This is a genomic window from Sphingomonas sandaracina, assembly GCF_036663695.1.
GTDB lineage: Bacteria > Pseudomonadota > Alphaproteobacteria > Sphingomonadales > Sphingomonadaceae > Sphingomonas.
Window position 1 is genome coordinate 83296 of record NZ_JAXOJK010000005.1, and the last position, 26332, is coordinate 109627.

Genomic DNA, 26332 nt, shown 5'->3' on the forward strand with positions numbered 1-26332 from the left:
TTGGACGGGGGTGGCGCACCGCGAGGGTGCGCCACCCGGTGATGCTACATCCTGAACGAGAGCGATGCCGCGAACGTCCGGCCATTCTTGTAGAACGCGGTCGGACGATCCGGCGTACCGTTATACTGGAGATACGTCGCGTCGAGCAGGTTCTGCGCGTTGACCGACAGGGTCACCGCCGGCGTCACGTTGAACCCGGCCGAGAAGTCGAGCTGGTTGTACGGCGCCACCATCTCGCGCGATCCCAGGCGACCGATCGTCCGGAAATACGCGGTCCGGTAGTTGTAGCTCAGCCGCGCCTGGAACGGCCCGCTCTCGAAATACGGGATCACGTTGACGGTGTGCTTCGACAGATACGGCAGGTTGAGCGCCGCACCGCTGACGTCGACCGACGAGGTATTGCTGTCCTGGTACGAATAGTTCGCCTGGAGGCCGAACCCGCCCCAGATCTCGGCCTGGCCCGATACCAGCACGCCGTTGACCTTCGCCTTGGCGCCGTTGATCGGCTGGCTGACGTTGTAGGTCGTGATCCGGTTCTGCAGCGCGTTGAAGTAATCGACGTTCTGGCGCGAACTGATGATGTAGTTCTTGATGTCGCGACGGAACAGCTCGACCGCCAGCAGCGTGCCCGAGCGCGGATACCATTCCGCGGTCAGTTCGTAGTTGGTCGATTCATACGGCTTCAGGTTCGGGTTGCCGCCACCGCCGTCGAGCGTGACGTCGTTGAGCGTGGTCGCTGCCGCCAGATCCTGATAGCGCGGCCGCGAGATCACCTTGGCCACCGCGCCACGCACGATGACGGTCGGCGTGACCGAATAGGCGATGTTGAGGCTCGGCAGGAACTTCAGGTAATCAGTCACCGTCCGGGTAGGCACCGGCTGCGGGTTCACCTGCGCGCTCGGCGTGGTCGCGTAGTTCGAGATGTCGCGGGTATAGACCATGCGGCCACCGATATTGCCGCGGAACCCGCCCTGGTCGAAATTGGCCTGCGCATAGGAGGCGACGACCGTCTCCTTGACCTTGGTCGACGCGCCGATCTTGGTCACCAGCGGCGAGTTGATCGCGCCCGACAGGATATCGATCACCGACTGCTGCGGCAGGTTCAGATACTGCGTCGCGTTGCCGAGCCCGCCGCTGCCGTCGAACGTGCCGCCCGGCGTGACAAGCGCCGGCACGCCGAGCTGCGCGATGGTCTGCGACGACTGGAGATAGGTGTTGATGCCGCGCGCATCGACCCGGTTGACGTGATCGGTCACGCGGCTGCCCAGCAGGATCTCCTTGAACGGACCGAACTCGACCGGGATGGTCGCGTCATAGCCGCCGAAGATGTCGCGGTCGGTGGTGACGCTGAAGTCCTGCCCGCCGATCTGCGCCGCGTTCAGTTGCGTCCCGTTGACGATCACCGGGCGCCCTTCGATCTGCGCCGGATTGTTGTTCGGGTTGGTGAAATAGTTCGCCGGGTTGGTCTGGTCGCCGACGAAGTTCACCGTCGCGGTCTTGTCGGTGAAGGCATAGCTGTACGGCAGCTTGGTCTGCACGTTGAACAGATATTCGGGATCGCGCCCGCCGACCGCCTTGCTCCAGCCGCCCGCGAACGAGATCTTGGTACCGCCGTCGCCTTCGTAGTCGGCGAAGAAGTTGAGGTTGTCGGTCTTCAGCTTGGTCTTGCGCACTAGCGTGTCGAGCTGCGAGCCCTGGCTGGTCGCCGCGCCGAACGAGGCGGCGTTGACCACGCCGTTGCTGATGTTCGCCGATTGCAGCACGTCGCCGGTCCATGCGCCGGGAATCGTGTACATCGACTGGCTGGAGTTGTTGTAGTTGCCGTTGATGTGCAGGCCGTTGAGCGTAAGCGTCAACGCGGACGTCGGCCGGTACTGGACCGTACCCGACACGCTCTTGCGCTCGCGGGTCTGCTGGAAATAGGCATAGTTGATGCCGAACGGCGACGCCGCCTTGTACAGGTCCGAGATCGTGCCGCCGGTGATTGTCGCGCCGGGGCTCTTGAGGCTCAGCGTGCCGTCCGCCGCACGGTTGACGAACGGGCTGTTGTACGTGCCGTCGGCGTTCGGCGCGACGTTGTCGTAGCCGAAGAACTCGACGCCCGCGCGCGTCAGGCTCTGCTTGTCGTAGGTTGCGGCGACGAGGAAGCCGAAGGTCTCGTCCTTGTTCTTCCAGCTGTACAGCCCCGAGCCGCGGACGTTGCCCTTTTCGGACCGGTCGTTGTACGAATAGCCGCCCGAGGCGAAGATCGCATTGGCCTTCAGGTCGAGCGGACGGCGCGTGCGGACGATGACCGTACCGCCGAGGCTGCCTTCCTCGATCCGCGGCTCGGGCGACTTGTACACCTCGAGGCGATCGACCAGCTCGGGCGCGAGCAGCGAATAGTTGAAGGTGCGGCTCGACGGGTCGTTGTCGTTGCCGCCCCAGTCGGCCGACGCGAGCGCATGACCGTCGAGCAGCATGCGGTTGAGCGCCGGATCGGTGCCGAGGATCGCGACCTTCTCGCCCTCGCCGAAGCGACGATCGATGCTGACGCCGGGAATGTGCGACAGCGATTCCGCGACGTTGCGATCGGGAAACTTGCCGATGTCCTCGGCGGAGATCACGTCGACGACCGCGTTGGCCTGGCGCTTGACCGCGATGGCGCTACGCAGGCTGCCGCGGATGCCGGTGACGACGATGTCGTCGCCGGTGGCGGTGGTCCCCGATGCGGCGGCCCCCGGTGCGGTGGTCCCCGTTGTGGAGGCCCCCGGTGCGGTGGTCCCCGTTGTGGCGGCCCCCGTTGTGGTGGTCTGTGGCTGGTCCTGGGCGGCTGGCGTCGAACCCGCTGGCGTCGTGGACGGCGCGGGATCGGTCTGGGCGAACGCCGGGATGGCTGCGACACAAAGCGCTGCGCTCGACGCCAACAAAATCTGCTTCCGTGAAATCATCGTCGAAACCCCTTCCCAATCGACGCCGCAGCGTCTTCCCCCGACGCCTTCGACGTCGTTTTCGATCACCAGCCGCCTGGTACTGCTTTGGTAACTCTTTGCGCGGCTTGGCAGAAGGATTGTATAACCAATTCGATTTAATAATCCATGGCAAATTACAGTTTGGTTACCGACCCCGCTCGGCGAGGGCGCGGTCAGCAATATCGTTTGCATTGAATGGTTTAGACCATGTCATACCGCCCATTCGGCTCAAGGACACCCCGCTGCTGCCAAATTACTGCAATACCACTTCTTACAACAAACTGCCGCCTCGGGATTGAACGCAGCGATTCGATCGGCCAGACGTAATATAATTACTGGAGTGGGAGGGACGCCATGACGCTGGAGATATGCGTCGACGATATCGCGGGACTGGACGCCGCCATTGCGGGCGGCGCCGATCGCGTCGAGCTTTGCGCCGCGCTGGCGCTCGGTGGACTGACGCCGTCTCCTTCGCTGATCGCCGCGGCGGCACGCGCACCGATCCCGACTCATCTCCTCGCCAGGCCGCGCGAAGGCGGGTTCCACTACACCGCGCGCGAAACCGCGATGATCGCCGGCGATATCACCGCAGCGGCCGAGGCAGGCCTTGCCGGCGTCGTGATCGGCGCCAGCCTCGCGGACCACACGCTCGACACCGCAACATTGGCCGCGTTGACGGCACACGCCCAGGCGGCGGGTGAAAGACGCGCCACCCCACTGTCGCTGACCCTGCACCGCGCCATCGACCTGTGCCCCGACATGCCCGCCGCCCTCGACGCGGCGATCGCACTCGGCTTCGACCGCGTCCTGACCTCGGGTGGGGCACCAAAGGCGATCGACGGGCTGGACATGCTCGCCGCGCTGCACCGTCGCGCGGCAGGACGGATCGTCGTTCTCGCGGGAAGCGGCATCGACGCGGACAACGTCGCCGCATTCGTCGATGCCGGCATCGTCGAGATCCACGCATCGTGCGGCACGACCGCCTGCGACGCGGTCGCTGGGCCAGAAGCGGACGACCGCGAACGGCGCTTCGGCTTCACCACCGCTGGACAGCGCCGCACCGACGTCGCACGGATCCAGGCTCTCAAGACGGTATTGGGCAACATGCTGCATCAACGCGCTTGAACAATACCAATACATAACGTATCCCAGATCGGTTGCCGGGCTGCATCTATTGGGGGCCCGCTCCGGCATCAGCGAAAGTCGCCATAATGTCCTTTTCCACAAGCATCGGCCGATTCCGGGACGGCAACCCCGCCCCGCTCTACGTCCAGCTCCAGCAGCTGATCCGCGACGCGATCAACCGCAACGTGCTCGCGAAGGACGACGCCATTCCGGCCGAGCGCGATCTGGCGGTGGAATACGACGTCTCGCGCATCACCGTGCGCAAAGCGATCGGCGGGCTCGTCGAAGAGGGTCTGCTGACGCGCCGCCGCGGTGCCGGCACGTTCGTCGCGACGCGCGTCGAAAAGAGCTTTTCCAAACTCTCGTCGTTCTCGGAAGACATGATCTCGCGCGGCCGCACGCCAAGCAGTGCATGGGTCAGCCGGACGATGGGGATGGTGACTCCCGAAGAGTCGCTGTCGCTAGGCCTGTCGCCGGGCTCCGCCGTCTATCGGTTCCAGCGCATCCGTTATGCCGACGACGTGCCGATGGCGCTCGAATACACCACAATCGCGGGCTATTGCCTGCCGTCGATCGATGCCGTGCAGGACTCGCTCTACGAAGCGCTCGAAGCCGCCGGCAACCGCCAGGTTCGCGCCTTGCAACGCCTGCGCGCGGTCCATTTCAGCGCCGAACACGCCAAGATGCTCGGCGTCGATGCGGGGCATGCCGGCCTGTTCATCGAACGCCGCGGCTTTCTGCGCGACGGGCGCGCGGCCGAATTCACCCAATCCTATTACCGTGGCGACGCGTACGACCTCGTCGCCGAATTGAACGACATCTGACGTCGGCGCACGCGCGTCGGCCGGGGGGCATCAAGTGAACGAGACTATCCAGGACCGCGCGTCCACACTGCAAGACGGCACGCTTTTAGACGAAACCCAAACGCTGATGTTCAGCGAGGCGGCAGAATCCGCCGATGCGGTCGCACGGCTGTTGTCGGCCAATCGCGATGCGTTCGCCGCGCTCGGCGAACGGCTGCGGGCGGCACCACCGGCGGTGGTCGTGACCTGCGCGCGCGGTTCGTCCGATCACGCCGCGACCTACGGCAAATACCTGATCGAGACGTTGCTCGGCGTGCCCGTAGCCTCCGCCGCGCCGTCGGTGTCGTCGGTCTACGCCGCGCCGATGGCCCCCGGAACCGCGCTCGTCATCGCCGTATCGCAGAGCGGCCGCAGCCCCGATCTGCTGGCGACCGTCACCGCCTATCAGAACGCCGGCGCCTATGTCGTCGCGTTCGTCAACGACGAGACGTCGCCGCTCGCCGAAATGGCCGACACGCTGATCGCGCTGAAGGCCGGACCGGAGAAATCCGTCGCCGCGACCAAATCCTATATCTGCGCGCTCGCGGCATTCGCAGGCCTGACCGCGGCATGGTCGCGGAACGAAGCGCTCGCCAACGCCGTCGACACGCTGCCGGACATGCTGACGCTCGCCTTCGGTGCGGACTGGTCGCCGATCGTCGACGCGCTGGCGAACGCCAACAATTTGTTCGTGATCGGCCGTGGCTATGGCTACGGGATCGCCCAGGAAGCCGCGCTGAAACTGAAGGAGACCTGCGCGCTCCATGCCGAGGCGTTCAGCGCCGCCGAAGTCCGCCACGGGCCGATGGCGATCGTCAATGACGGCTTCCCGGTCATCGCCTTCGCCACCTCCGATGCGGCCGGCGACGGCGTCCGCGAGGCGGCTGCCGAGTTCCGCGCACGCGGCGCGGTCGTCTGTCTCGCGGATGCGAAGGCGGACGCCGCCGGCACCCCCGTCGCGCTGACCGCCCATCCCGCGATCGAGCCGATCCTGATGATCCAGAGCTTCTACCGGATGGCCAACCGGCTGTCGCTGCGCCGCGGGCTGAACCCCGACGCACCGCTCCACCTCAGCAAGGTCACCCGGACGGTATGAGGGGCGACGACATGAGCGGCGGTGATGTGAGCAACGACGGTATGAACGGTCTTCAGATGCATTTCGTGAACGGTACGGTCGTCACGCCCGGCGCGCTGCTCGACGGCGCGACGATCACGGTCGACGGCGATCGGATCGTCGCGATCGACCCGCTCGATCGGGCCACGACGGACGCGATCGATCGCGTCGTCGATTTGGGGGGCGGCTGGCTCGTCCCCGGCTTCGTCGACACGCAGGTGAACGGCGGCGGCGGCGTGCTGCTCAACGACCAGCCGACCGTCGAGGGCATCGCCGCGATCGGCGCCGCCCATCTTCCGTACGGCACGACCGCGTTCATGCCGACGCTGATCAGCGACACGCCCGACGTGATCGCGGCCACGCTCGACGCGATGGATGCCGCGATTCTCGCTGGCGTTCCCGGCGTGGTCGGCGCGCACATCGAAGGGCCGTGGATCAATCCGTCGCGCAAGGGCATCCACGATCCCGCCAAGTTCCGGCTGCTCGACGATGCGATGATCGAATTGCTGATCCGTCCGCGCAAGGGCCGCGTGATGGTGACGCTCGCCCCCGAACTGACCGATCCCGCGGCCATCGCGCGGCTGGTCGCCGGCGGCGTGATCGTCAGCGCCGGGCATACCGATGCAGATTACGAGACGATCATCGACGCGGTCGGTGCGGGCCTGACCGGCATCACCCATCTGTTCAACGCGATGTCGCCGCTGCTCCACCGCGCACCCGGCGTCGTCGGTGCCGCGCTCGACGATCGCCACGTCTATTGCGGGCTGATCGCCGACGGTCTCCACGTCCACGACGCCGCGCTCCGCCTCGCGCTCAACGCACGGCCCAACGACCGGCTGATGCTGGTCAGCGACGCGATGCCGTCGGTCGGCGCGGTCGACAAGGATTTCCGCCTTCAGGGGCGCCTGATCCATGTCGAGGACGGCAAGTGCTTCGGCGAGGACGGGACGCTGGCCGGCTCCGATCTCGACATGGCCGGCGCGGTCCGCAACTTCGTCGCGCGGACGCCCGCCGACGTTCCCGCCGCGGCGGCGATGGCGGCGACCAACCCCGCCGCGTTTCTCGGCCTTGCCCATGAGCGCGGTGCGCTCGCCCCCGGCTTGCGCGCCGACTGGGTCGCGCTCACCGCCGACCTGTGGCCCGCGGGCACTTGGATCGGCGGCCAACTGGTCGCAGGCAGGACGTAAAGCCATGAAGCCCATCATCCTGACGTCGCCCCTCCAGGGCTGGGCATCGCCACTCGAGGCGGTCCCCGACCCGGTCTTCGCCGAACGGATGATGGGCGACGGGATCGCCGTCGATCCGACCGGCGACTGCCTGCACGCGCCGTGCGACGCGGTCGTGCTGAGCGTCCATGCCAGCGGCCACGCGATCACGCTGCGCACGCCCGAGGGTGCGGAGCTCCTGATGCACATCGGCCTCGATACGGTCGCGCTCGGCGGACGCGGGTTCAGCCCGTGCGTGGCCGAAGGCGCGAGCGTGCAGCGCGGCGATCCGCTGATCCGCTTCGATCTCGACCTGCTGGTCTGCGAAGCGCGCGCGGTGATCACGCCAGTGATCGTCACCAACCCCGAGCGCTTCGCGATCCTGCGCCGCGAAACCGACACGCCGATCGGCGTCGGCGACGCGATCATGACTCTCGAACGCCGCGATGCCGCCGATGTCGCCGTGGTCAAAGGCGACACCGTCCGCCGCACGATCGTGGTGCCATTGGTCCACGGCATCCACGCGCGCCCCGCCGCACGGATCGGCGAGATCGCGCGGAAATTCGTGTCCGAGGTCAAGATCGCTAAAGGCGCCCCCCGTGAGAATGATCGGCGCGAAGGCAACGTCCGCAGCCCGGTCGCGCTGATGGCGCTAGGCATCAAGCTCGGCGACGAAATCACGCTCGTTGCCACCGGCCCCGACGCCGCCGACGCGCTCTTCGCCATCGGCGACCTGATCCTCGGCGGCATGGGGGAGAAGGCTGGATCCATTGCGCCCCCCGCTCCCGTCGCACCCGCGGGAAATCAGCCGGCCACGAAACAGGTCGCAACCCTGCCCGCCGACGGCCGCCTGCCCGGCGTCACCGCCTCCCCCGGCATCGCGATCGGCCAGGCCGGCCTGTTCCGCCTCGCCGAGATCGCCGTGACGCGCGAAGGGGCCGACGCGACCACCGAACGCGCCGCGCTCGATGCGGCGCTCGCCACCATCACCACGCGCCTCGCCACCAGATCGGCGACCGCGACCGGCGCCGAACGCGCGATCCTCACCGCGCATACCGCGCTGCTCGACGACCCGACCCTGACCGCCGCCGCACACGCCGCGATCGCGCAAGGCGACAGCGCCGCCTACGCCTGGCGCACCGCGATCCGTGCGCAGGCCGACGCGCTCCAGGCCACCGGCGACGCGCGCCTCGCCGAGCGCGCCGACGACATGCTCGACCTCGAACGCCAGGTGTTGCGCGCACTCGCCGGCGAAGATCTCGACGAGCGCCTGACCTTCCCGCCCGGCACGATATTGCTGGCCGACGACCTGCTCCCCTCGCACCTGCTCGGCCTCGATACCGCGTCGATCGTCGGCTTCTGCGTCGAGCGCGGGGGGCCAACCTCGCACGTCGCGATCCTCGCTGCGACGATGGGGCTACCTGCCTTGGTCGCAGTCGGCCCCGCCCTTGCAGAGATTACCGCCGGCACGCCGCTGATCCTCGACGCCGGCGCAGGCCTGCTTCACGTCGCACCGGATGCCGAAACGCTGGCGACTGCGCAAACCGCGTTCGAGGCTCAAACCGAACGCCGCCGCGCGGCCCTCGCCAACGCCGCGCGCGAATGCCGTACGCAGGACGGCGTCCGGATCGAAGCGTTCGCCAATCTCGGTTCGGCCGACGATGCCGACTCGGCGGTGCGCAACGGCGCCGAAGGGTGCGGGCTGCTCCGCACCGAATTCCTGTTCCTAGAACGCGACAGCGCCCCCAGCGTCGAGGAGCAGACCGCCGACTACCAGCGCATCGCCGACACGCTAGACGGCCGCCCGCTGATCGTCCGCCTGCTCGACATCGGCGGCGACAAGCCCGCGCCCTACCTCCCGATCGCTGACGAGGAGAACCCGGCGCTAGGCCTGCGCGGCATCCGCGTCGGTCTCGCCCACCCGGAGATGCTCGACGCACAGCTCCGCGCGATCCTCGCGGTCCGCCCCGCCGGCCAGTGCCGCATCATGGTGCCGATGATCGCGAGCCTCGGCGAACTTCGCGCCGTCCGCACAGCCCTAGACGCCGCAGCAGCGGCCACGGGCCACACCGAACACGTCGCGCTCGGCATCATGATCGAGACGCCCGCCGCTGCGATCACCGCCGACCTGCTCGCCAGCGAAGCCGACTTCCTGTCGATCGGCACCAACGACCTCACGCAATATGCGCTGGCGATGGACCGCGGCAATCCGGCGGTCGCCAGCGACCTCGACGGGCTCCACCCCGCCGTGCTGCGGCTGATCGCGCGCACCTGCGAGGGCGGCGCGGTTCATGGCAAATGGACCGGCGTGTGCGGCAGCCTCGCGTCCGATCCACTCGCGGTACCGATCCTGATCGGGCTCGGCGTCACCGAACTCTCGTCCGCGCCCGCGCTCGTGCCCGAGATCAAGGCGCTGGTCGCGACGCTCACGATTCCCGCGTGTCGGGCCCATGCCGCCGCCGCAATGAACTGTATCTCAGCCGCGGACGTGCGAACGCTCGCCCGGAGTTTCCGCCCATGAAGTCCGTGCTCGAAGCCCTCCAGCCGCTCGGCCGCGCGCTCATGCTGCCGATCGCGGTTCTGCCTGTCGCCGGGCTGTTGCTGCGTCTCGGCCAACCCGACCTGCTTGATATCGCCGTGCTCAGCGCGGCGGGCGACGCGATCTTCTCGCACCTCGGCCTGTTGTTCGCGATCGGCGTCGCCACCGGCTTCGCGCGCGACGGCAACGGCGCGGCGTGTCTCGCTGGCGTGGTCTGCTACCTCGTCACCACGCAGGGCGCACAGGCGCTGATGACCGTCCCCGCCGATGCGCTAAAGGGCATGAGCGGCGACACGATCGCGCTCGCCACCGCCGCGTGGAAAGCCAAGGCGATCGCCCGGCTCGACGTGCCGATCGGCATCCTGTCGGGCCTGATCGGCGGCAGTTTCTATAACCGCTTCTCGGCGATCGCGCTGCCCGAATATCTCGCCTTCTTCGGCGGCCGCCGGTTCGTGCCGATCGTCAGCGGCGTCGCGGGCCTCGTACTCGGGATCATCGTCGGCCTCGGCTTCGGCGCCCTCAGCGCAGGCATCGACGGCCTCAGCTACGGCATCAGCGGCGCGGGCGGGTTCGGCCTGTTCATGTTCGGGCTGCTCAACCGCCTGCTGCTCGTCACCGGGCTGCACCATCTGCTCAACAACATCGTCTGGTTCGTTGCCGGCGACTATCAGGGCACCACGGGCGATCTCCGCCGCTTCTTCGCGGGCGATCCCAACGCCGGCGCGTTCATGGCCGGGTTCTTCCCGGTGATGATGTTCGGCCTGCCCGCCGCCTGCCTCGCGATGTACCACGCCGCCTTGCCCGAACGCCGCAAGGCCGTCGGCGGCATGCTGCTCAGCCTCGCGCTGACGTCCGCGCTGACCGGCGTGACCGAGCCGATCGAGTTCAGCTTCATGTTCCTGGCACCCGTGCTCTACGCGATCCATGCGGTCCTGACCGGCCTGTCGATGGCGCTGATGAACGCGCTCGGCGTGAAATTGGGCTTCGGCTTCTCCGCCGGGCTGTTCGATTACGTGCTGAACTATGGCAAGGCGACCAAGCCGCTGCTGCTGCTGCCGGTCGGCCTGGCCTATGCCGCGATCTATTATGTCCTGTTCCGCACCGTCATCAAACGCCTCGATTTGCCGACGCCGGGCCGCGAGCGCGACGCGCCTGTGACGGCGGCAACGGTGGCCAAGAGCGAGCGCGGCGCGGCCTTCGCCGAAGCACTCGGTGGCGCGGCGAACCTGACCAGCGTCGGCGCCTGCACGACGCGGCTCCGGCTGATCGTCGCGGACCAGAGCCTCGTCGACGAAGCCCGCCTGAAGGCTCTCGGCGCGCGTGGGCTGATCCGTCCGTCCGACAAGGCGCTCCAGATCGTGCTCGGCCCGATCGCCGACTCGGTCGCGGTCGAAATCCGCGATGCCATCGCCGCGGGTGGCACGGCCCCCGCCGTCGCCGAACCGGCGGCCGTGGTTCCGGCGGACATCCACCTGACGCCCGCGACGATCGCGGCACTGGGCGGCGCCGACAATATCGAGGGCGCCTCCCGCCACGGCACGCGGCTGCGCGTCCGATTGCGCGACGCGGACCGCGCGACGTTCCCGTCGCTGGAGGCGCTCGGCGTCCATGCCGTCGCCCGCCCCGCCCCCGGTCTCCTCCATCTGTTGTTCGACGCGGATCGTGCCGCATCGATCCTGGCCGCCTGAGTCGTGACGATGCAAAACCCAGCCCTGCTCCCCCTCGCGATGATCGCTGCGGCACTCGCCGGCTGCTCGCCCCCATCGCAGCCTGCCGCCCGGGAAACACCCAAGGCCAGCGCCCTCCCGCCGTCGAAGACAGCGGCCGAGCCCACCGCTGTCGCCGACACCCACACCCCGCCAAAACCAGGCAAGCTGAAGACGTTCGGCGACTGGACGGCCGGCTGCGACAACGCGTTGCGCTGCACGCTCGGCGCACTGCTGCCCGAAGCCGGCTTTCCCGCCGCGAGTGGTGACCGGCCGATCACGCTGAACATCACGCGCGAGGCCGGGCCTGCCGGCGCCCTCTCGGTCAAGGTCGAGACAAACGACGACGCGGCGACGCAGCCAACCGCGCCGGCCAGCTTCGCGGTCGATGACAAGCCCATCGCGGCGCACGATGCGGCAGCGCTCGCCACGGCAATGGCGAACGGCACCGCGCTGGCGATCCGCGCCGCGAACGGCCGCACGCTCGCCACGCTATCGCTGAAAGGCGCCGCCGCCGCGCTCCGCTACATCGATGCCGAACAGGGGCGTGCGGGCAGCACCGATGCGATCGTTGCGAAAGGCCCCGCCGCCTCCGCCGCGCCGCGCCCCGCGCTCCCGGTCATCACCGCAGTTACGCCGTCGGGCATTCCGGCAACGCTGACCCGGCGACAGATCTCGCAGATCCGAACCCAGGCGCAATGCGACCTTCCCGATGCCGCGTCGGGCATGAGTGACGAGACCTTCGCCCCCGATACCTACGCGCTCGGGGGCGGCAAGACGCTCGTGATCCTGCCCTGCTCCACCGGCGCGTATAATATGATCAGCGCGCTGTTCGTCGTCGATGGCGCAAAGATCACACCGGCATCGATCGACGCCCCCGCCGGCTTCGAGGCGACCGGCGCCGACACGAGGACGCCGGTCCACAGCATCGTCAACGGCCGTTTCGCGGACGGCGTCCTGACCAGCGACGCCAAGGGCCGCGGTCTCGGCGATTGCGGCGTCCACCAGAGCTTCGTCTGGGACGGCAACCGCCTCCGCCTCTCCGAACAGTCGGAGATGGGCGAATGCCGCGGCAACATCGACTTCATCACGACATGGCGCGCCAAGGTGGTGCGTTAGGGCGCCGGCCGCTCCACCTGCGCTTCGGCCAAATACACGCCGAACAGACCCTCGGGATCGGTCCACGCCGCGATCGGCGTCCACCCCCCCGACCGCAACAGGATCCGGGCATCGCGCGCACCGTATTTGTGCGAATTTTCGGTATGCACGGTTTCGCCCGCGACCATCTCGAACGATCGCCCGTCGACGCTGAAGGCGACATTCCGCGTCGCCTCCAGATGCATCTCGACGCGCGCGCGATCGTCGTTCCACACCGCCTTGTGGCGGAACGCCTCGACCGGGATATCGCCGTCTAGTTCGCGGTTGATCCGCTCGATCAAATTCAGGTTGAACGCCGCGGTCACGCCTTGCGCGTCGTCATACGCCGGCACCAGCACATCCTCGCCCTTGATCCGGTCCATCCCGATCAACAGCATCGCGCCCACGCCAAGCGAGGCGCGCATCGCCCGCAACAGGTCGACCGCCATCAACGGGATCATGTTGCCGATCGTCGACCCTGGAAAGAACCCGAGCTTCGGCGTGTCCGCGATCGTCTTGGGCAGGCTCAACGGCCGCATGAAGTCGGCCTCGAACGGCAGCACCAGCAAGTCGGGAAACTGCTCGCCCAGGACCCGCGACGACTCGCGCAGGAAATCGCCCGAGATATCGATCGGCACGTAGACCGACGGCGCTACGGCATCGAGCAGGATCGGCGTCTTGGTCGACGAGCCCGAGCCGAACTCGACGACCGCACGCCCGGCACCGGCCAGCGTCGCCACCTCGGGACAGGCCGTTTCCAGGATCGACCGCTCGGTCCGCGTCGGATAGTATTCGGGCAGGTCGGTGATCGCCTCGAACAGTTCCGAGCCGCGCCGATCGTAGAACCACCGCGCCGGGATCGCCCGCGGCCGCCGCGCGAGCCCGTCCAGCACGTCGGCACGGAATTGCGGGTCGGCAAGCGTCTGCTGGCCGTCCTCGATCTCAGGCTTCAACATCAGATATCTTTCGCAAGACGCACCCCGGTGAACTGCCACCGTTGATGCGGATAGAAGAAATTGCGGTAGCTGGCCCGCACATGGCCGCGCGGCGTCGCGCAACTGCCGCCACGCAGGATGAACTGCGAGCTCATGAACTTGCCGTTATACTCGCCGACCGCGCCGTCGACCTTCTGGAACTTGGGGTAGGGCCGGTACGCGCTGCCGGTCCATTCCCAGACATCGCCGAAGAACGCCGGGCCATTAGCGGACGGCCGCGGCTCGACTGGCCCCGCGACGTCCATCTGGTTCCCGCCGCCTGCGTCGTGCGACGCGGCTGCGGCCTCCCATTCGAACTCGGTCGGCAACCGCACCCCGGCCCAGCTCGCATACGCATCGGCCTCAAAAAAGCTCACATGCGTCACCGGCGCCGCAGGATCGATCGCGCGCCGCCCGTCGAGACCGAAGCGGGTCCGGCCGGCATCGCCCTGCTCCCAATAGAGCGGCGCGACGATGCCCTCGGCCTTCACCCAGGCCCAGCCATCCGCCAGCCAATGCCGCGCGTCGGTATAGCCACCGTCGGCGATGAACGCCGCCCACTCGCCGTTGGTCACGGTCCGATCGGCGATCGCATGCGGCGCGAGCAACGCGGCATGCCGCGGCCCTTCACAATCGAACGCGAAACCGTCGCCCTCATGGCCGATCTCGACGATCTCGCTGCCACGCTCGATCCATCCGATCGGTCCCGGCATCTCCACCGGCACCTTGCGCGCCGCGGGCCACATCGCGGGTTCCAGCGGGTTCTCCGAAAACATGTGGAGGATGTCGGTCACCAGCAATTCCTGGTGCTGCTCCTCGTGATGACAGCCCAGCGCCACCAGCGCCTGCGCGTCCTCACCAAGCGTCGGCAGCGCCGCGAGCAATGCTGCATCGACATGCGCGCGGTACGCCCGCACCTCGTCCAGCGACGGCCGAGTAACCATGCCGCGCCGATCGCGCGCGTGCCGACGCCCCTCTGCCTCGTAATAGCTGTTGAACAGGAACGGGAAACGCTCGTCGTGCAACGCATAGCCTGCGACATGATCGCGCAGGACGAACGTCTCGAAGAACCACGTCGTATGCGCCATGTGCCATTTGGTCGGCGACGCGTCGGCCATCGATTGCACGGTCGCGTCCGCATCGGACAGCGGCGCGGCGAGCGCCAGGGTCAGATCGCGCACCGCGGCGAACCGCTGCGCCAACGTGGAAATTTCCGACAGGGCTGCACGCGGCGTTGCGTCGGGTCGGACGGGGTTGGGCATCGATCTATCCTCAGTTCAACGTCGAAAGCGACGACGTTGGAACGCGAGCGACGATACGTGCCTAACCGCGCGTAGCCCCCGGTCGCCAAAGAACGTCTCCGGCGCCATTTTGGTTCACGGAGCGCGATGCCACGAACAGGAAATCCGAAAGTCTGTTAACGTACGCTAATGCGGCCGGATTAAGCCGCTGCATGTCGCTAGCGCCGACCGCGGACCGTTCGGCCCGTCGGCTGATCGCCCGCGCCAGGTGCAATGCCGCGGCCTCGGCCGATCCGCCCGGCAAGATGAAACTGCGGAGCGGCGCCAGATGCGCGTTCATCGCGTCGATCTCCTGCTCCAGCCGCTCGACCTGCGACGGCACGATCCGCAACACCATTTCGGAGGGCGTGAAATCCTCCCCGCCGGTCTCGTCCGCGCCCGCGGGGGTCGCCAGATCCGCGCCGAGATCGAACAGGTCGTTCTGGATGCGGGTCAGTGCGACGGCCATCGGGTGATCACCTAGCGCGATGACGGCGAGGCCGATCGCCGAATTCGCCTCGTCGACATCGCCGATCGCCTGCATCAGCGCACTCGACTTCGACACCCGCGATCCGTCGACCAGCCCCGTTGTGCCGTCGTCACCGGTACGCGTATAGATCTTGTTCAACTTGACCATCGGCCCAATCCTTCAGTCTGTCACGCCGGCGCGAACCCGTGACCTTCCAGTGCTGGTGCGCACGGCCCCCCATTCCAGCCCACGCCCCGACTGCATCGTCAGATTAGCAGCCCGAACCAGCCTAATTGCGGCCCGCCGCGAACAGGATCACGACCACGATCAGGATCGCCAACGCCTGGAAGAAAATGCGCTGCTGCATCATCCGGTTCGATTTCAGCGATGCCGCACTCGGCCCGTTACCGTCGCGAACCTGCGCGGTGCCCTCCTGCAGGAACGACACGACGCCGCGTACCAGCGCCACCAGGGTGGCGATCATCGCCGCGATCAAGAGGATGACGAGGAATGTGTTCATGAACCGAATGTAAGCGCAGTCGGCGACGCTAGCAATGGCACGGCTAGTGTCGCGGACGCCCCAATATTCCACGCAGATGCTGCAAGTTATACTTGCCGCCGAAAGCACGGATATCGGGCATTCTTATCGCCGCCGCCTCGAAGTGCACCGATCTGGGTATCGCTAGTAGCGGGGTGGGTGCTGACGATCGCGCTGTATGTTGTGATGACGTGGGCGGCCCCGAGGCTCGGGATCGAGCTTAGCTACCGCGTCCTAATCGAACGCAAATTAGCGCTACCAAGAAATATTACCCCGGTGAAGGCCGGGCCCAGTTGAATGGTCGCAGTAACGGAGCGCTGCGATAAGTTGGCGACGTCCCCCAACTGGCCCCGGCCTCCGCCGGGGTGGTGCGAGATTACGGGCGTCACACCCTCTTCATTGCTTCCCCGCGAAGGCGGGGACCCAGTATGGGCTCCCGCCTTCGCGGGAGAACAAGGACATGCAGGCCGCGATCCTTTTCCGTCCACACCGCGTCCGCAAATCACGATAGGCGACAGGTCTCAGCGCTCGAGAAAACGCGATCCGGTTGTCCCCCCAGCCCGCAACCGAGCGGCCAGCGCCACTCCGTCCTCCCCGCCCGCCCGCATCTCCGCCAGCGACGCCGCCCCGTCCCGCTTCGCCAACCGGCGCCCCGCCGCATCCACCACCAGCGGATGATGATGATATGAAGGTACCGGCAATCCCAGCAGCGCCTGCAACACCCGGTGCACGTCCGTCGCCGCGAACAGATCGACCCCGCGCACCACGTCGGTCACGCCTTGCGCCGCATCGTCCAGCGTTACCGCCAGGTGATAGCTCGCCGGCGCATCTTTCCGCGCAAGCACGACGTCGCCCTGCGCCAGCGGATCGGCCACCACCGCGCCGGCAATCGCGTCATGCCACGCGAGCACGCCCGTAATCGCTACAGCTTTCGCCATGTCGAGCCGCCAGCAATGCGCCAGATCCGACCGCGCAGTCACTTCGGCCGCGGTCAGATCCCGACACGTCCCCGGATACGCCGGTCCGACGTCCCCCTGCGGCGCCGAAGCACTCGCCGCGATCTCTGCGCGCGTACAGAAACACGGATAGACGAGCCCGCGCGCCTTCAACACGTCGAGCGCCGCATCGTACGTCGCCAGCCGGTCGGACTGGAACACCAGCGTGTCCCACCGCAACCCGAGCCACGCCAGATCCTCGACGATCCCCGCGACGAACTCGGGCCGACTCCGCGTCCCGTCGATATCCTCGATCCGCAACACGAACCGCCCGCCCCGCGCGCGCGCGAAATCATGCGCGCGGATCGCCGACACCGCATGCCCCAGATGCAGCCGCCCCGTCGGGCTCGGCGCAAACCGCGTGACGACCGCTTCGTCGCTCACCGCGCTTGACCTGACGATACGCGCCGTGCTGTCATGCGGTTGTCATCGCTGTCGTCCATAGGGCGCTCTGCGAAGCCTGAGTGGGAGGAGCCGTGTTTCACCCCGATCTGATGCGCCATCCGGATGGGTGTCCGGCGCTCGTGCTCAATGCCGATTATACGCCGCTCTCTTACTATCCGCTCAGCGTGTGGCCGTGGCAAACCGCGGTCAAGGCCGTCTTCCTCGACCGTGTCGACATCGTCGCCACCTATGAACGCGAAGTGCGCAGCGCCAATTTCGCGCTGAAACTGCCCTCGGTCATCGCGCTGAAGCAGTTCGTCCGACCGTCGCAATTTCCCGCCTTCACCCGTTTCAACCTGTTCCTGCGCGACCGGTTCACCTGCCAATATTGCGGCAAGCTGCGCGACCTCACCTTCGACCATGTCGTCCCCCGCGCGCAAGGCGGTCGTACCACGTGGGAGAACGTCGTCACTGCCTGCTCGCCGTGCAACCTGAAGAAAGGCGGGCGGACGCCGAAACAGGCGGCGATGCCTCTGCATATCGAACCGATCCGTCCGACCAACTGGCATCTCCAGGAACACGGCCGCAGCTTCCCGCCCAACTACCTGCACGACACGTGGCACGACTGGTTGTACTGGGACGTTGAACTGGAAGCGTAACGGCTTTCAAGACGACGGGAGATACTATGCAGGTGAAACTGGTGGCGGCGCTCGCCGCGACGGGACTTTTCGTGTCCGCGTGCGGCGACAGGGACGAACAGCGCGCACAGGCCGACGCCAATGCGGTCGGCTTCGTGCCCCCGTCGGTCACCTCGCGGCTCGATTTCGGGGCCAGCATGGAACGCCGCTTCCGGACGCTCGACCGCGACGCCGACGACCGGATCACGAAGGACGAACTTCCCTCGCCCAATACGCGCATCAAGGCGTTCGACCGCAACAAGGACGGCGTCATCACCGCGATCGAGTGGAGCGAAGGCACGCTCGCCTGGTTCGACAGGATGGACCTGAACCATGACGGCACCGTCACCTCGGAAGAGCGTACGGAGTCACGCAACCGCTAGGTCACCTCGCGCTCCGTCATCCTGACGAAAGTCGGGATCCAGGGTATCGGCATGCAGCTTTATCGGCTCTGGATCCTGACTTTCGTCAGGATGACGCGAGACGATGGGCGACATTAAATTGCACGCCATCAGCGCTTTTCATTCGAATTCGCTCCTGCACGATACCAAACCCGGTTGACCTGATCCCTGCCGCAGCGCAGCAGGGAATCATGGCAAGCCTCCCCGCTATCGCGAACAATTCCGACATCCGTTTCCTCGGCAAACTGCTCGGCGACGTCATTCGCGCCTATGGCGGCGAGCGGCTGTTCGAGGCCACCGAGACGATCCGCAAGGCGTCGGTCGAGCGCCACCGCGACGCGTCCGAGGGCAAGGCCGGCGACGACCGCGCAGTCGATCTCAGCCTCGAAAAGCTCAGCCTCGACGAGACGCTCGATTTCGTCCGCGGCTTCATGCTGTTCTCGATGCTCGCCAATCTGGCCGAGGACCGACAGGGCATCGCCGCCGAGGACGGCGCCGACTTGGCCTCCGCAATCGCCACGCTCGAGGCCGAAGGCATCGACCGCACTCAAATCCGGGCGCTGCTCGATCACGCGCTGATCGCTCCCGTCCTCACCGCGCACCCGACCGAAGTCCGCCGCAAGAGCATGATCGACCACCGCAACCGCATCGCCGAGCTGATGGGCCTGCGCGATCTCGGCCGCGACACCACGCCCGACGGCGACAGCGTCGACGATGCGATCCTCCGCCAGATCGCGCTCCTCTGGCAAACGCGCGTGCTGCGCCGCGAACGCCTCTACGTCACCGACGAGGTCGACACCGCGCTCAGCTACCTGCGCGACGTGTTCCTCCCCGCGCTGCCCGCACTCTACCAGCGCTGGGACCGCGCGCTCGGCGAACGCACGCCCAGTTTTCTGCGTCCCGGCAGCTGGATCGGCGGCGACCGCGACGGTAACCCGTACGTCACTGCCGATTCGCTCAAGACCGCGCTGTCAAAGGCGAGCGAGGCGGTGCTCGGCTATTACCTCGACGCGGTGCACGCACTCGGCGCCGAGCTCTCGATCTCGACCGAGCACGCCCCTGCCGATGCTGCGGTGCAGGCGCTCGCCGACGCCAGCGGCGATGATGCCGCCAGCCGCAGCGACGAGCCCTATCGCCGCGCGCTTTCGGGCATCTACGCCCGCCTGTCCGCGACACACGACGCGCTGACCGGCAAGCACGCCCCCCGCCCCGGCCGCCTCGACGGCGAGCCCTATGCCAACCCAACCGACTTCCGCGCCGACCTCGTCACGCTGGCGCATGGCCTCGGCATCGCGCTGAAGACGGGCGGCGCGCTCGGCCGGCTGATCCGCGCGGTCGAGACGTTCGGCTTCCACCTCGCCACCTTCGACCTGCGCCAGAACAGCGCCGTCCACGAACGCGTCGTCGCCGAACTGCTGAAAGTCGCAGGCGTCGAGGACGATTACCTGTCGCTCGACGAAGACGCCCGCGTCGCACTGCTCCGCCGCGAACTCGCCAACGCCCGCCCCCTCACCTCTCGCTTCGCCGAATATTCCGAAGAAACCGCCGGCGAACTCGCCATAGTCCAGGCCGCCGCCGACGCGCACGCCGCGTACGGCCCTGCGTGCATCACCAACTACATCGTCTCGATGGCGCAGTCGGTCAGCGACCTGTTCGAAGTGAATTTGCTGCTTAAGGAAGTCGGTCTCTACCGTCCGGGCGATGTGCCCACGGCGGCGATCATGGCTGTGCCGCTGTTCGAGACGATCGGCGATCTCGAAGCCGCGCCCGGCGTCATGTCCGCTTGGTTCGCGCTTCCCGAAATCGCGACGATCTCGACGGCGCGCGGCCATCAGGAAGTGATGATCGGCTATTCGGACAGCAACAAGGACGGCGGGTACCTCACGTCCACCTGGCAACTCTCGAAAGCCTCGACCGCGCTCAAACCCGTCTTCGCCGCGGCGGGCGTCGGCATGCAGCTGTTCCACGGGCGCGGCGGCGCGGTCGGGCGCGGCGGCGGCTCGGCGTTCCGCGCGATCCGCGCGCAGCCATCGGGCACCGTCCAGGGCCGCATCCGCATCACCGAACAGGGCGAAGTGATCGCCGCCAAATACGGCACGCGCGACGCCGCGATGACCAACCTTGAGGCGATCGCGTCGGCCACGTTGCTCGCAAGCCTTGAACCCGAACGCCTGTCGAACGCCGACAACGCCAACTTCTCCGCCGCAATGGACACGCTCAGCGACACCGCGTTCCACAGCTACCGCGACTTAGTTTATGGCACGGAGGGCTTCCGCACCTTCTTCCGCCAGATGACCCCGATCGCCGAGATCGCCGGCCTGAAGATCGGCAGCCGCCCCGCCAGCCGCACCAAGTCCGACCGCATCGAAGACCTCCGCGCGATCCCCTGGGTGTTCAGCTGGGCGCAGGCGCGCGTCATGCTCCCCGGCTGGTACGGCGTCGGCCGCGCGATCGCCGATTTCGAGGACAAGGCGCTGCTGAAGGACATGGCGCAAGGCTGGCCACTGTTCGCCTCCGCGCTGGCGAACCTGGAGATGGTGCTGGCCAAGTCGGACATCGGCATCGCCGAACGCTATGCCGGGCTCGTGGAAGACGACAAGCTCCGCGAGATCTTCACCACGATCCGCGACGGCTGGCACCAGACCCACGACGGGCTTTTGCAGGTCACCGGCCAATCGCGCCTGCTCGAAAAGCACCCCGCGCTGGACGCCTCGATCCGCCTCCGACTGCCCTATATCGAACCGCTCAACCTGCTCCAGATCGAACTGATCAAGCGCCGCCGCGCCGGCGAAGAGGATCCGAAGATCGGCGAAGGCATCCTTCTGTCGATCAACGCCATCGCCACGGCGCTCAGAAACAGCGGCTAAGAAAACTCCCTCGCCCCTCCGGGGAGAGGGAAGGGGCCCGCCGCGCTTGCGGTGGGAAGGGAGAGGGGCATGAGGCTCGGGACATCAATTCCCAACACCCCTCACCCTTCCGCTCCTGCGTCGCTCCCTCCCTCTCCCCGGAGGGGAGAGGGACTAGGAATAAAACGGCGCAGCGACATCCTCGCGCACCCGCATCAACCGCCCGGTCGCGCGGTCGAGCAAAGCCCAGGTCGTCACCGCCTCCAGCTTCACCCGGCCATCCTCCCCAACGAACCGCACATGCCGATCGAACCGAGCCCCCTTCGGCGCGCCCTCGACCCAAGTCTCGCCAACAACGGTCTCCCCCGCCACCACACTCCCGCGGTAGTCGATCTCATGCCGCGTCACGACCCACACATACGCCAGCTTGTGCTCGGCCGGCGCCACAGCCTCCCAATGCGCCGTCGCGATGGCCTGGATCCACTGCACCCAGACCGCGTTGTTGACGTGCCCCAGTTCATCGATATCCGCGTGCTCGGCGGTGATCGAGAGCGTGAACCGGCTCACCCCGCGACGCCCAGCTGCCACAGCACGAACGCGTGTTCCTCCGCGCCCTCACGCAGCGATTCGAACCGCCCCGACTTGCCGCCATGCCCCGCGCCCATGTTGGTCTTGAGCAACAGCACGTTATCGTCGGTCTTCATCAGCCGCAGCTTGGCCGCCCACTTCGCCGGCTCCCAGTAGGTCACGCGCGGATCGTTGAGCCCGCCGCTGATGAACATCGGCGGATAAGCCTGCGCCTTCACGTTATCGTACGGCGAATACGACCGGATCAGCTTGAACGCCGCCTCGTCCTCGATCGGGTTTCCCCATTCAGGCCACTCGCCCGGCGTCAGCGGCAAGCTCTCGTCGAGCATCGTGTTCAGCACGTCGACGAACGGCACGTCCGCGATCACCGCACCCCACAGTTCGGGATCGGAATTGACCACCGCCCCCATCAGCTCGCCGCCAGCAGACCGCCCCGCAATCGCGATCTTCCCCGCCGACGTCCACTGCGCGTCGACCAGCGCCTTCGCCACATCGACGAAATCGTTGAACGTGTTCGCGCGCTTCTCGAGCTTGCCATCGAGATACCATTGCTGGCCCAGGTCATCGCCACCCCGGATATGCGCGATCGCATAGGCGAACCCGCGATCGAGCAGGCTCATCCGCCCGGTCGAGAAGCCCGGCGGGATCGCATAGCCGTACGCGCCATAGGCATAGAGGAACAAAGGCGCCGACCCATCGCGCACGAACCCCGCCGGATACACGATCGAGACCGGTATCTCGGTCCCGTCCCGCGCGACGATCTTGAGCCGCTCGGTCGCATATTTCGCCGCGTCATAGCCGCTCGGGATTTCCTGCACCTTGAGCATCGTCCGCTCGCCGGTATCGACGTCATAGTCGTACACCGTCCCCGGCGTGACCATCGACTCATACCCGAGCCGCAGCACCGTCATGTCGTACTCGGGATTATCCCCCAGCCCGGCGACATAGCTCGCCTCGGGGAAGTCGATCCGCTTGCCCTCGGTCGGCGTCTCGTACCGGTGGATCGCAATCTGATCGAGCCCGTCTTCGCGCCCGTCGACCACGAAGAAGTCCTGATAGCATTCCACCCCGGTCATGTAGAAATGCGGGCTCGCGGGGATCAGTTCGGTCCACGCCCCCGGCTCCTCGACCAGCGCGGTGCACAGCCGGAAGTTCGGATCGACGTCGTTGGTGTGGATGAACAGCGTCCCGTCATGCTCGTCCACGTCATACTCGCGCCCGACTTTCCGCGCGGAGACGAGGATCGGTACCGCCAGAGGCTCATGCGCGGGCAGCAGATACAGTTCGCTCGTCACATGATCGCTCGTCGCGATCACGATCCACTTGCGCGAACTCGTCTCGCCGACGCCGACGCGGAAGCCCTCGTCTTCCTCGTGGAACAGCACGACGTCGTCCGAGATAGGCGTCCCCAACCGGTGGAAGCGCGCATTGTCGGTCCGCCACTGCTCGTTCGCCAGACCGTACAGGAAGCCCGCGTCGTCCGCGGTCCAGACGATCTCGCTGAGCATTCCCGGAATGACGTCGGGCAGATGCTCGCCGGTATCCAGATCCTTGACCCGAACCTCGAACCGCTCGCTGCCATTGTCATCAATCGCATAGGCGAGATAGCGCCCGTCATTGCTGATCGAGAACGCCCCGAGACGGAAATATTCATGGCCCTCGGCCAGCGCCGGCTCGTCGAGCAGCAACTCGTCGTCACCGCCCGCGACCGGCTTGCGCCACCATTTCTTGTACTGCCCGCCGGTCTCGTATGCGGTCCAGTACAGCCAATCGCCGTCCTTCTGCGGCACCGAGGATTCATCCTCCTTGATGCGCGCCTTCATCTCTTCGTAGATCGTGTCGACCAGTGCCGTGTGCGGCGCCATCTGCGCCTCGAAATACGCGTTCTCGGCGGCGAGATACGCGAGCACGTCGGCGTCCTCGACTTCCGGATAGTTCGGATCCTTCAGCCAGGCATAGGGATCCTCGATCGTCACGCCGTGCGTGGTGAAGCTGTGCGGGCGCTGTTCGGCGATGGGGGGCGTGGTCATGCGCGTGTGTTAGCGGTGCGGGGGGAGGAAGCCAACGCTCGTCCCCCGGTATGCGGGCCAGCTTCGCCGCCCGCAGGCGGGTTCCCGACCGACGCGACCGGAAACCCGCAACCGGTCATGAATGGCAGATCCGCATGGCCACCGCGTCGAGCTCTCGATCATGACTGGCGCGCTCGCCGGCACTGAGGAAGCCCTGTTTCCTGACGAAACCGTCGGTGGCACGGCGCACCGTTTCGACCCGCTTGAACAATCGCTCGGCATGCCGCTCGGTCAGAATACGCGCCTTGCGCGCGGTGCTCAGGTCCGCCTCGAGGATGTTCGCGCGCATCGAGATGTGCGCCTGTCCTGCATCCTTGATGCTACCTCCGACGTCGCTCTTCACCGCGTGCTGGGCCGGAAGATCGCAACTCGGATAATCCTGCTTGGACGGCTGGGCATGCGCGCCGACCGAAGCGAAAGCGAGGGCAACTGCAAACACGGATTTCATCACACACTCCTTACGGCATCGCGAGTCGATGCGACGCAGCGTGTACGCCCAGCAACCTGAACGGCTTCCGCCCGGCCGTTCGTCTACCCAATGGACTACGCCGTTCATCTCCGCGATCGCCGCGAGTTCCTGGCCGCTTCCAACCAGCGTTTCCGCTGTCGCCCGAACCCTGCCCCTCTGCTACCCCTGCCACCGATCACACGCCACTTCATACCAGAGATCCGTACCATGCCGACCCAGACCGACCGCCTCGCCGCCCTCCGCACCCAGCTCGCGAGCGTCGACCTCGATGGCTTCGTCATCCCCCTCACCGACGAGCATATGAGCGAATATGTCGGCGGCTATGCGCAGCGACTCGGCTGGCTGACCGGGTTCGGCGGATCGGCCGGGACCGCGGTGGTCCTGGCCGACCGCGCGGCGATCTTCACCGACGGCCGCTACACGATCCAGGTCCGCGACCAGGTCGACGGCGCGCTGTGGGACTATGCCGACGTACCGCAGACCAGCCCCGCCGCCTGGCTCGGCCAATACGCGCCGGAGGGTGGCCGGATCGGGTACGACCCGTGGCTGCATACCGGCGGCTGGGTCGCGGACGCCGCCGCCGCGCTCGCCGATCGCGGCGCCACGCTCGTTGCGGTCGACGCCAACCCGGTCGATGCGATCTGGACCGACCGCCCCCTGCCCTCGCCCGCCAAGCTGACCGTGCAGCCCGACCGGTTCACCGGGGCCTCCTCCGCCGAAAAGCGCGCGGCGATCGCCGACTGGCTCGCCGAGCACAAAGCCGACGCGGTCATTCTCACTGCGCTCGATTCGATCGCCTGGGCGCTCAACGTCCGCGGCGGCGACGTCGACCACACCCCGGTCGCGCTGTCCTATGCGATCGTCAGCGCAGACGGCACCACCGACCTGTTCGTCGCGCCGGACAAGCTCGACGATGCGGTCCGCCAGCATCTCGGCAACGCGGTGCGCCTGCATGATCGCAGCGTGTTTGCCGCCGCGCTCGGCGCCTATGCCGGCAAGCGCGTCGCCGCCGATCCCGAGCGTGCGGTCGCCGCGATCACCCAGGCGCTCCAAGCCAGCGGCGCGAAAATTTTGCCGCTGCGTGATCCCGTCGTCCTCGCAAAGGCGATCAAGAACCCCGTCGAGATCGCCGGCCACCGTGCCGCCTCCGCGCGCGACGGCGCCGCGCTCGCACGCTTCCTCCGCTGGGTCGAGATCGAGTGCGTGAAGGGCGGCCAGACCGAACTCAGCGCCGCCGCCAAGCTGCTCGCCTTCCGCCAGGAGACCGGCGTCCTCAAGGACACCTCGTTCGACACGATCTCCGCGACCGGCCCGCACGGCGCGATCCCGCACTACCACGTCACCGAAGAGTCGAGCGCCCCGATCGAACCCGGCCAACTCTACCTGATCGACTCCGGCGGCCAATATTCGGACGGCACCACCGACGTAACCCGCGTCATGCCGATCGGCGAACCCACCACGGAAATGCGCGACCGCTTCACCCGCGTCCTGAAGGGCCATATCGGCATCGCCACCGCTGTCTTTCCCGACGGCACGATGGGCGGCCAGATCGACGCGTTCGCGCGCGCTCCGCTCTGGGAAGCCGGGCTCGATTACGGCCACGGCACCGGCCACGGCATCGGCGCCTATCTCGCGGTCCACGAAGGCCCGCAGCGGATCGCCGCCCCCAATTATCCCGGCGGCGCGGCGATGGAACCCTTACGCGCCGGCATGATGCTGTCCAACGAACCCGGCTATTACAAGGCCGGCGAATACGGCATCCGCATCGAGAATTTGATCCTGATCGAACCGCGCGCCATCCCCGGCGCCGACCGCGAGATGCTGGGCTTCGAGACGCTCACCTTCTGCCCGATCGAACGCACGCTGATCGAACCGGCGCTGCTGACCCCGCAGGAACGCGCCTGGGTGAACGACTATCACGCCAAGGTCCTGGCGGTACTGAGCCCTGAAATGACCGACGAACAGGATCGCGTCTGGCTAACCGCCAAATGCGCGCCCCTCAGCTAGAAGGCTCGTCCTTCGA

The 26332-nt window shown here is 67.0% G+C and carries 20 protein-coding genes; 11 read left to right on the forward strand and 9 right to left on the reverse strand.

Translation table 11 applies throughout. The annotated features are described in order from the left end of the window. Positions 1 to 44: 44 nt before the first annotated feature. Complete coding sequence (locus U1707_RS15230) at positions 45 to 2930, reverse strand: TonB-dependent receptor (RefSeq protein ID WP_332800922.1); 2886 nt, start codon at positions 2928 to 2930, stop codon at positions 45 to 47. 375 nt (positions 2931 to 3305) lie between these two features. On the opposite strand from U1707_RS15230, the gene U1707_RS15235 reads away from it, so the two are divergent. The 7 genes from U1707_RS15235 to U1707_RS15265 all read left to right on the forward strand — a co-directional run bounded on the left by U1707_RS15235 (position 3306) and on the right by U1707_RS15265 (position 12601). After that, positions 3306 to 4076, forward strand: a complete 771-nt coding sequence (locus U1707_RS15235; protein WP_332800923.1) for a copper homeostasis protein CutC — start codon at positions 3306 to 3308, stop codon at positions 4074 to 4076. A gap of 86 nt (positions 4077 to 4162) precedes the next feature. Then, positions 4163 to 4900, forward strand: a complete 738-nt coding sequence (locus U1707_RS15240) for a GntR family transcriptional regulator (protein ID WP_332800924.1) — start codon at positions 4163 to 4165, stop codon at positions 4898 to 4900. A 106-nt stretch (positions 4901 to 5006) separates the two neighbouring features. Then, positions 5007 to 6014, forward strand: a complete 1008-nt coding sequence (locus tag U1707_RS15245; RefSeq protein WP_332801038.1) for an SIS domain-containing protein — start codon at positions 5007 to 5009, stop codon at positions 6012 to 6014. 11 nt (positions 6015 to 6025) lie between these two features. Then, positions 6026 to 7219, forward strand: coding sequence for an N-acetylglucosamine-6-phosphate deacetylase (nagA, locus tag U1707_RS15250; protein WP_332800925.1), 1194 nt, complete (start codon positions 6026 to 6028; stop codon positions 7217 to 7219). A 4-nt stretch (positions 7220 to 7223) separates the two neighbouring features. Next, positions 7224 to 9758 carry a phosphoenolpyruvate--protein phosphotransferase gene (gene ptsP, locus U1707_RS15255; protein ID WP_332800926.1) on the forward strand — a complete coding sequence of 845 codons (2535 nt, stop codon included), beginning with the start codon at positions 7224 to 7226 and terminating at the stop codon, positions 9756 to 9758. Then, on the forward strand, positions 9755 to 11464 hold the full coding sequence (gene nagE / locus U1707_RS15260; RefSeq protein ID WP_332800927.1) for an N-acetylglucosamine-specific PTS transporter subunit IIBC: 1710 nt from the start codon (positions 9755 to 9757) through the stop codon (positions 11462 to 11464). Before ptsP ends, nagE begins: the two co-directional genes overlap by 4 nt. A gap of 9 nt (positions 11465 to 11473) precedes the next feature. Continuing rightward, a complete protein-coding gene (locus U1707_RS15265; protein ID WP_332800928.1) occupies positions 11474 to 12601 on the forward strand; it encodes a DUF1176 domain-containing protein in 1128 nt (375 codons plus the stop codon). On the opposite strand, the gene egtD is transcribed toward U1707_RS15265, so the two are convergent. The 5 genes from egtD to gluQRS form a co-directional block, all read right to left on the reverse strand. Further along, positions 12598 to 13575 (reverse strand): L-histidine N(alpha)-methyltransferase, encoded by a 978-nt coding sequence (egtD, locus tag U1707_RS15270; RefSeq protein WP_332800929.1) that lies wholly within the window; start codon positions 13573 to 13575, stop codon positions 12598 to 12600. The genes U1707_RS15265 and egtD overlap by 4 nt on opposite strands. Then, positions 13575 to 14855, reverse strand: coding sequence for an ergothioneine biosynthesis protein EgtB (gene egtB, locus U1707_RS15275; protein ID WP_332800930.1), 1281 nt, complete (start codon positions 14853 to 14855; stop codon positions 13575 to 13577). Before egtB ends, egtD begins: the two co-directional genes overlap by 1 nt. 61 nt (positions 14856 to 14916) lie before the next feature. Next, complete coding sequence (locus tag U1707_RS15280; RefSeq protein ID WP_332800931.1) at positions 14917 to 15510, reverse strand: cob(I)yrinic acid a,c-diamide adenosyltransferase; 594 nt, start codon at positions 15508 to 15510, stop codon at positions 14917 to 14919. A 121-nt stretch (positions 15511 to 15631) separates the two neighbouring features. Continuing rightward, positions 15632 to 15862 (reverse strand): twin transmembrane helix small protein, encoded by a 231-nt coding sequence (locus tag U1707_RS15285; protein WP_332800932.1) that lies wholly within the window; start codon positions 15860 to 15862, stop codon positions 15632 to 15634. A gap of 539 nt (positions 15863 to 16401) precedes the next feature. After that, the gene (gluQRS, locus tag U1707_RS15290; RefSeq protein ID WP_332800933.1) at positions 16402 to 17259 is read right to left on the reverse strand and encodes a tRNA glutamyl-Q(34) synthetase GluQRS; all 858 of its coding nucleotides are present in this window, start codon (positions 17257 to 17259) and stop codon (positions 16402 to 16404) included. Positions 17260 to 17351: 92 nt separating this feature from the next. Between gluQRS and U1707_RS15295 the strand changes: the two genes are divergently transcribed. The 3 genes from U1707_RS15295 to ppc all read left to right on the forward strand — a co-directional run bounded on the left by U1707_RS15295 (position 17352) and on the right by ppc (position 21204). Then, positions 17352 to 17918: an HNH endonuclease gene (locus U1707_RS15295; protein WP_332800934.1), complete on the forward strand. Its 567-nt coding sequence runs from the start codon at positions 17352 to 17354 to the stop codon at positions 17916 to 17918. A 26-nt stretch (positions 17919 to 17944) separates the two neighbouring features. Then, positions 17945 to 18319 (forward strand): EF-hand domain-containing protein, encoded by a 375-nt coding sequence (locus U1707_RS15300; protein ID WP_332800935.1) that lies wholly within the window; start codon positions 17945 to 17947, stop codon positions 18317 to 18319. Positions 18320 to 18528: 209 nt separating this feature from the next. Continuing rightward, entirely contained in the window at positions 18529 to 21204 is a 2676-nt protein-coding gene (gene ppc / locus U1707_RS15305; RefSeq protein WP_332800936.1) for a phosphoenolpyruvate carboxylase, read from the forward strand. A gap of 153 nt (positions 21205 to 21357) precedes the next feature. On the opposite strand, the gene U1707_RS15310 is transcribed toward ppc, so the two are convergent. From U1707_RS15310 to U1707_RS15320, 3 genes are all read right to left on the reverse strand, one after another. Beyond that, the gene (locus U1707_RS15310; RefSeq protein WP_332800937.1) at positions 21358 to 21750 is read right to left on the reverse strand and encodes an acyl-CoA thioesterase; all 393 of its coding nucleotides are present in this window, start codon (positions 21748 to 21750) and stop codon (positions 21358 to 21360) included. Beyond that, positions 21747 to 23801 (reverse strand): S9 family peptidase, encoded by a 2055-nt coding sequence (locus U1707_RS15315; RefSeq protein WP_332800938.1) that lies wholly within the window; start codon positions 23799 to 23801, stop codon positions 21747 to 21749. Before U1707_RS15315 ends, U1707_RS15310 begins: the two co-directional genes overlap by 4 nt. A 115-nt stretch (positions 23802 to 23916) precedes the next feature. Then, entirely contained in the window at positions 23917 to 24396 is a 480-nt protein-coding gene (locus U1707_RS15320) for a hypothetical protein (RefSeq protein ID WP_332800939.1), read from the reverse strand. Positions 24397 to 24516: 120 nt separating this feature from the next. Here U1707_RS15320 and U1707_RS15325 point away from each other — a divergent pair, with 120 nt between their 5' ends. Beyond that, positions 24517 to 26316 (forward strand): aminopeptidase P family protein, encoded by a 1800-nt coding sequence (locus tag U1707_RS15325; RefSeq protein WP_332800940.1) that lies wholly within the window; start codon positions 24517 to 24519, stop codon positions 26314 to 26316. Positions 26317 to 26332: the final 16 nt, after the last annotated feature.

Bases quoted from the DNA above. Each gene is read 5' to 3' on its own strand.
- U1707_RS15240 (WP_332800924.1), top strand. From the start codon at position 4,163: ATGTCCTTTTCCACAAGCATCGGCCGATTCCGGGACGGCAACCCCGCC.
- U1707_RS15325 (WP_332800940.1), top strand. From the start codon at position 24,517: ATGCCGACCCAGACCGACCGCCTCGCCGCCCTCCGCACCCAGCTCGCG.
- U1707_RS15285 (WP_332800932.1), bottom strand. From the start codon at position 15,862: ATGAACACATTCCTCGTCATCCTCTTGATCGCGGCGATGATCGCCACC.
- egtD (WP_332800929.1), bottom strand. From the start codon at position 13,575: ATGTTGAAGCCTGAGATCGAGGACGGCCAGCAGACGCTTGCCGACCCG.
- U1707_RS15315 (WP_332800938.1), bottom strand. From the start codon at position 23,801: ATGACCACGCCCCCCATCGCCGAACAGCGCCCGCACAGCTTCACCACG.
- U1707_RS15320 (WP_332800939.1), bottom strand. From the start codon at position 24,396: ATGAACGGCGTAGTCCATTGGGTAGACGAACGGCCGGGCGGAAGCCGT.
- U1707_RS15245 (WP_332801038.1), top strand. From the start codon at position 5,007: ATGTTCAGCGAGGCGGCAGAATCCGCCGATGCGGTCGCACGGCTGTTG.
- U1707_RS15265 (WP_332800928.1), top strand. From the start codon at position 11,474: ATGCAAAACCCAGCCCTGCTCCCCCTCGCGATGATCGCTGCGGCACTC.
- U1707_RS15300 (WP_332800935.1), top strand. From the start codon at position 17,945: ATGCAGGTGAAACTGGTGGCGGCGCTCGCCGCGACGGGACTTTTCGTG.
- egtB (WP_332800930.1), bottom strand. From the start codon at position 14,855: ATGCCCAACCCCGTCCGACCCGACGCAACGCCGCGTGCAGCCCTGTCG.
- U1707_RS15280 (WP_332800931.1), bottom strand. From the start codon at position 15,510: ATGGTCAAGTTGAACAAGATCTATACGCGTACCGGTGACGACGGCACA.
- U1707_RS15230 (WP_332800922.1), bottom strand. From the start codon at position 2,930: ATGATTTCACGGAAGCAGATTTTGTTGGCGTCGAGCGCAGCGCTTTGT.
- nagE (WP_332800927.1), top strand. From the start codon at position 9,755: ATGAAGTCCGTGCTCGAAGCCCTCCAGCCGCTCGGCCGCGCGCTCATG.
- nagA (WP_332800925.1), top strand. From the start codon at position 6,026: ATGAGCGGCGGTGATGTGAGCAACGACGGTATGAACGGTCTTCAGATG.
- U1707_RS15235 (WP_332800923.1), top strand. From the start codon at position 3,306: ATGACGCTGGAGATATGCGTCGACGATATCGCGGGACTGGACGCCGCC.
- ptsP (WP_332800926.1), top strand. From the start codon at position 7,224: ATGAAGCCCATCATCCTGACGTCGCCCCTCCAGGGCTGGGCATCGCCA.
- ppc (WP_332800936.1), top strand. From the start codon at position 18,529: ATGGCAAGCCTCCCCGCTATCGCGAACAATTCCGACATCCGTTTCCTC.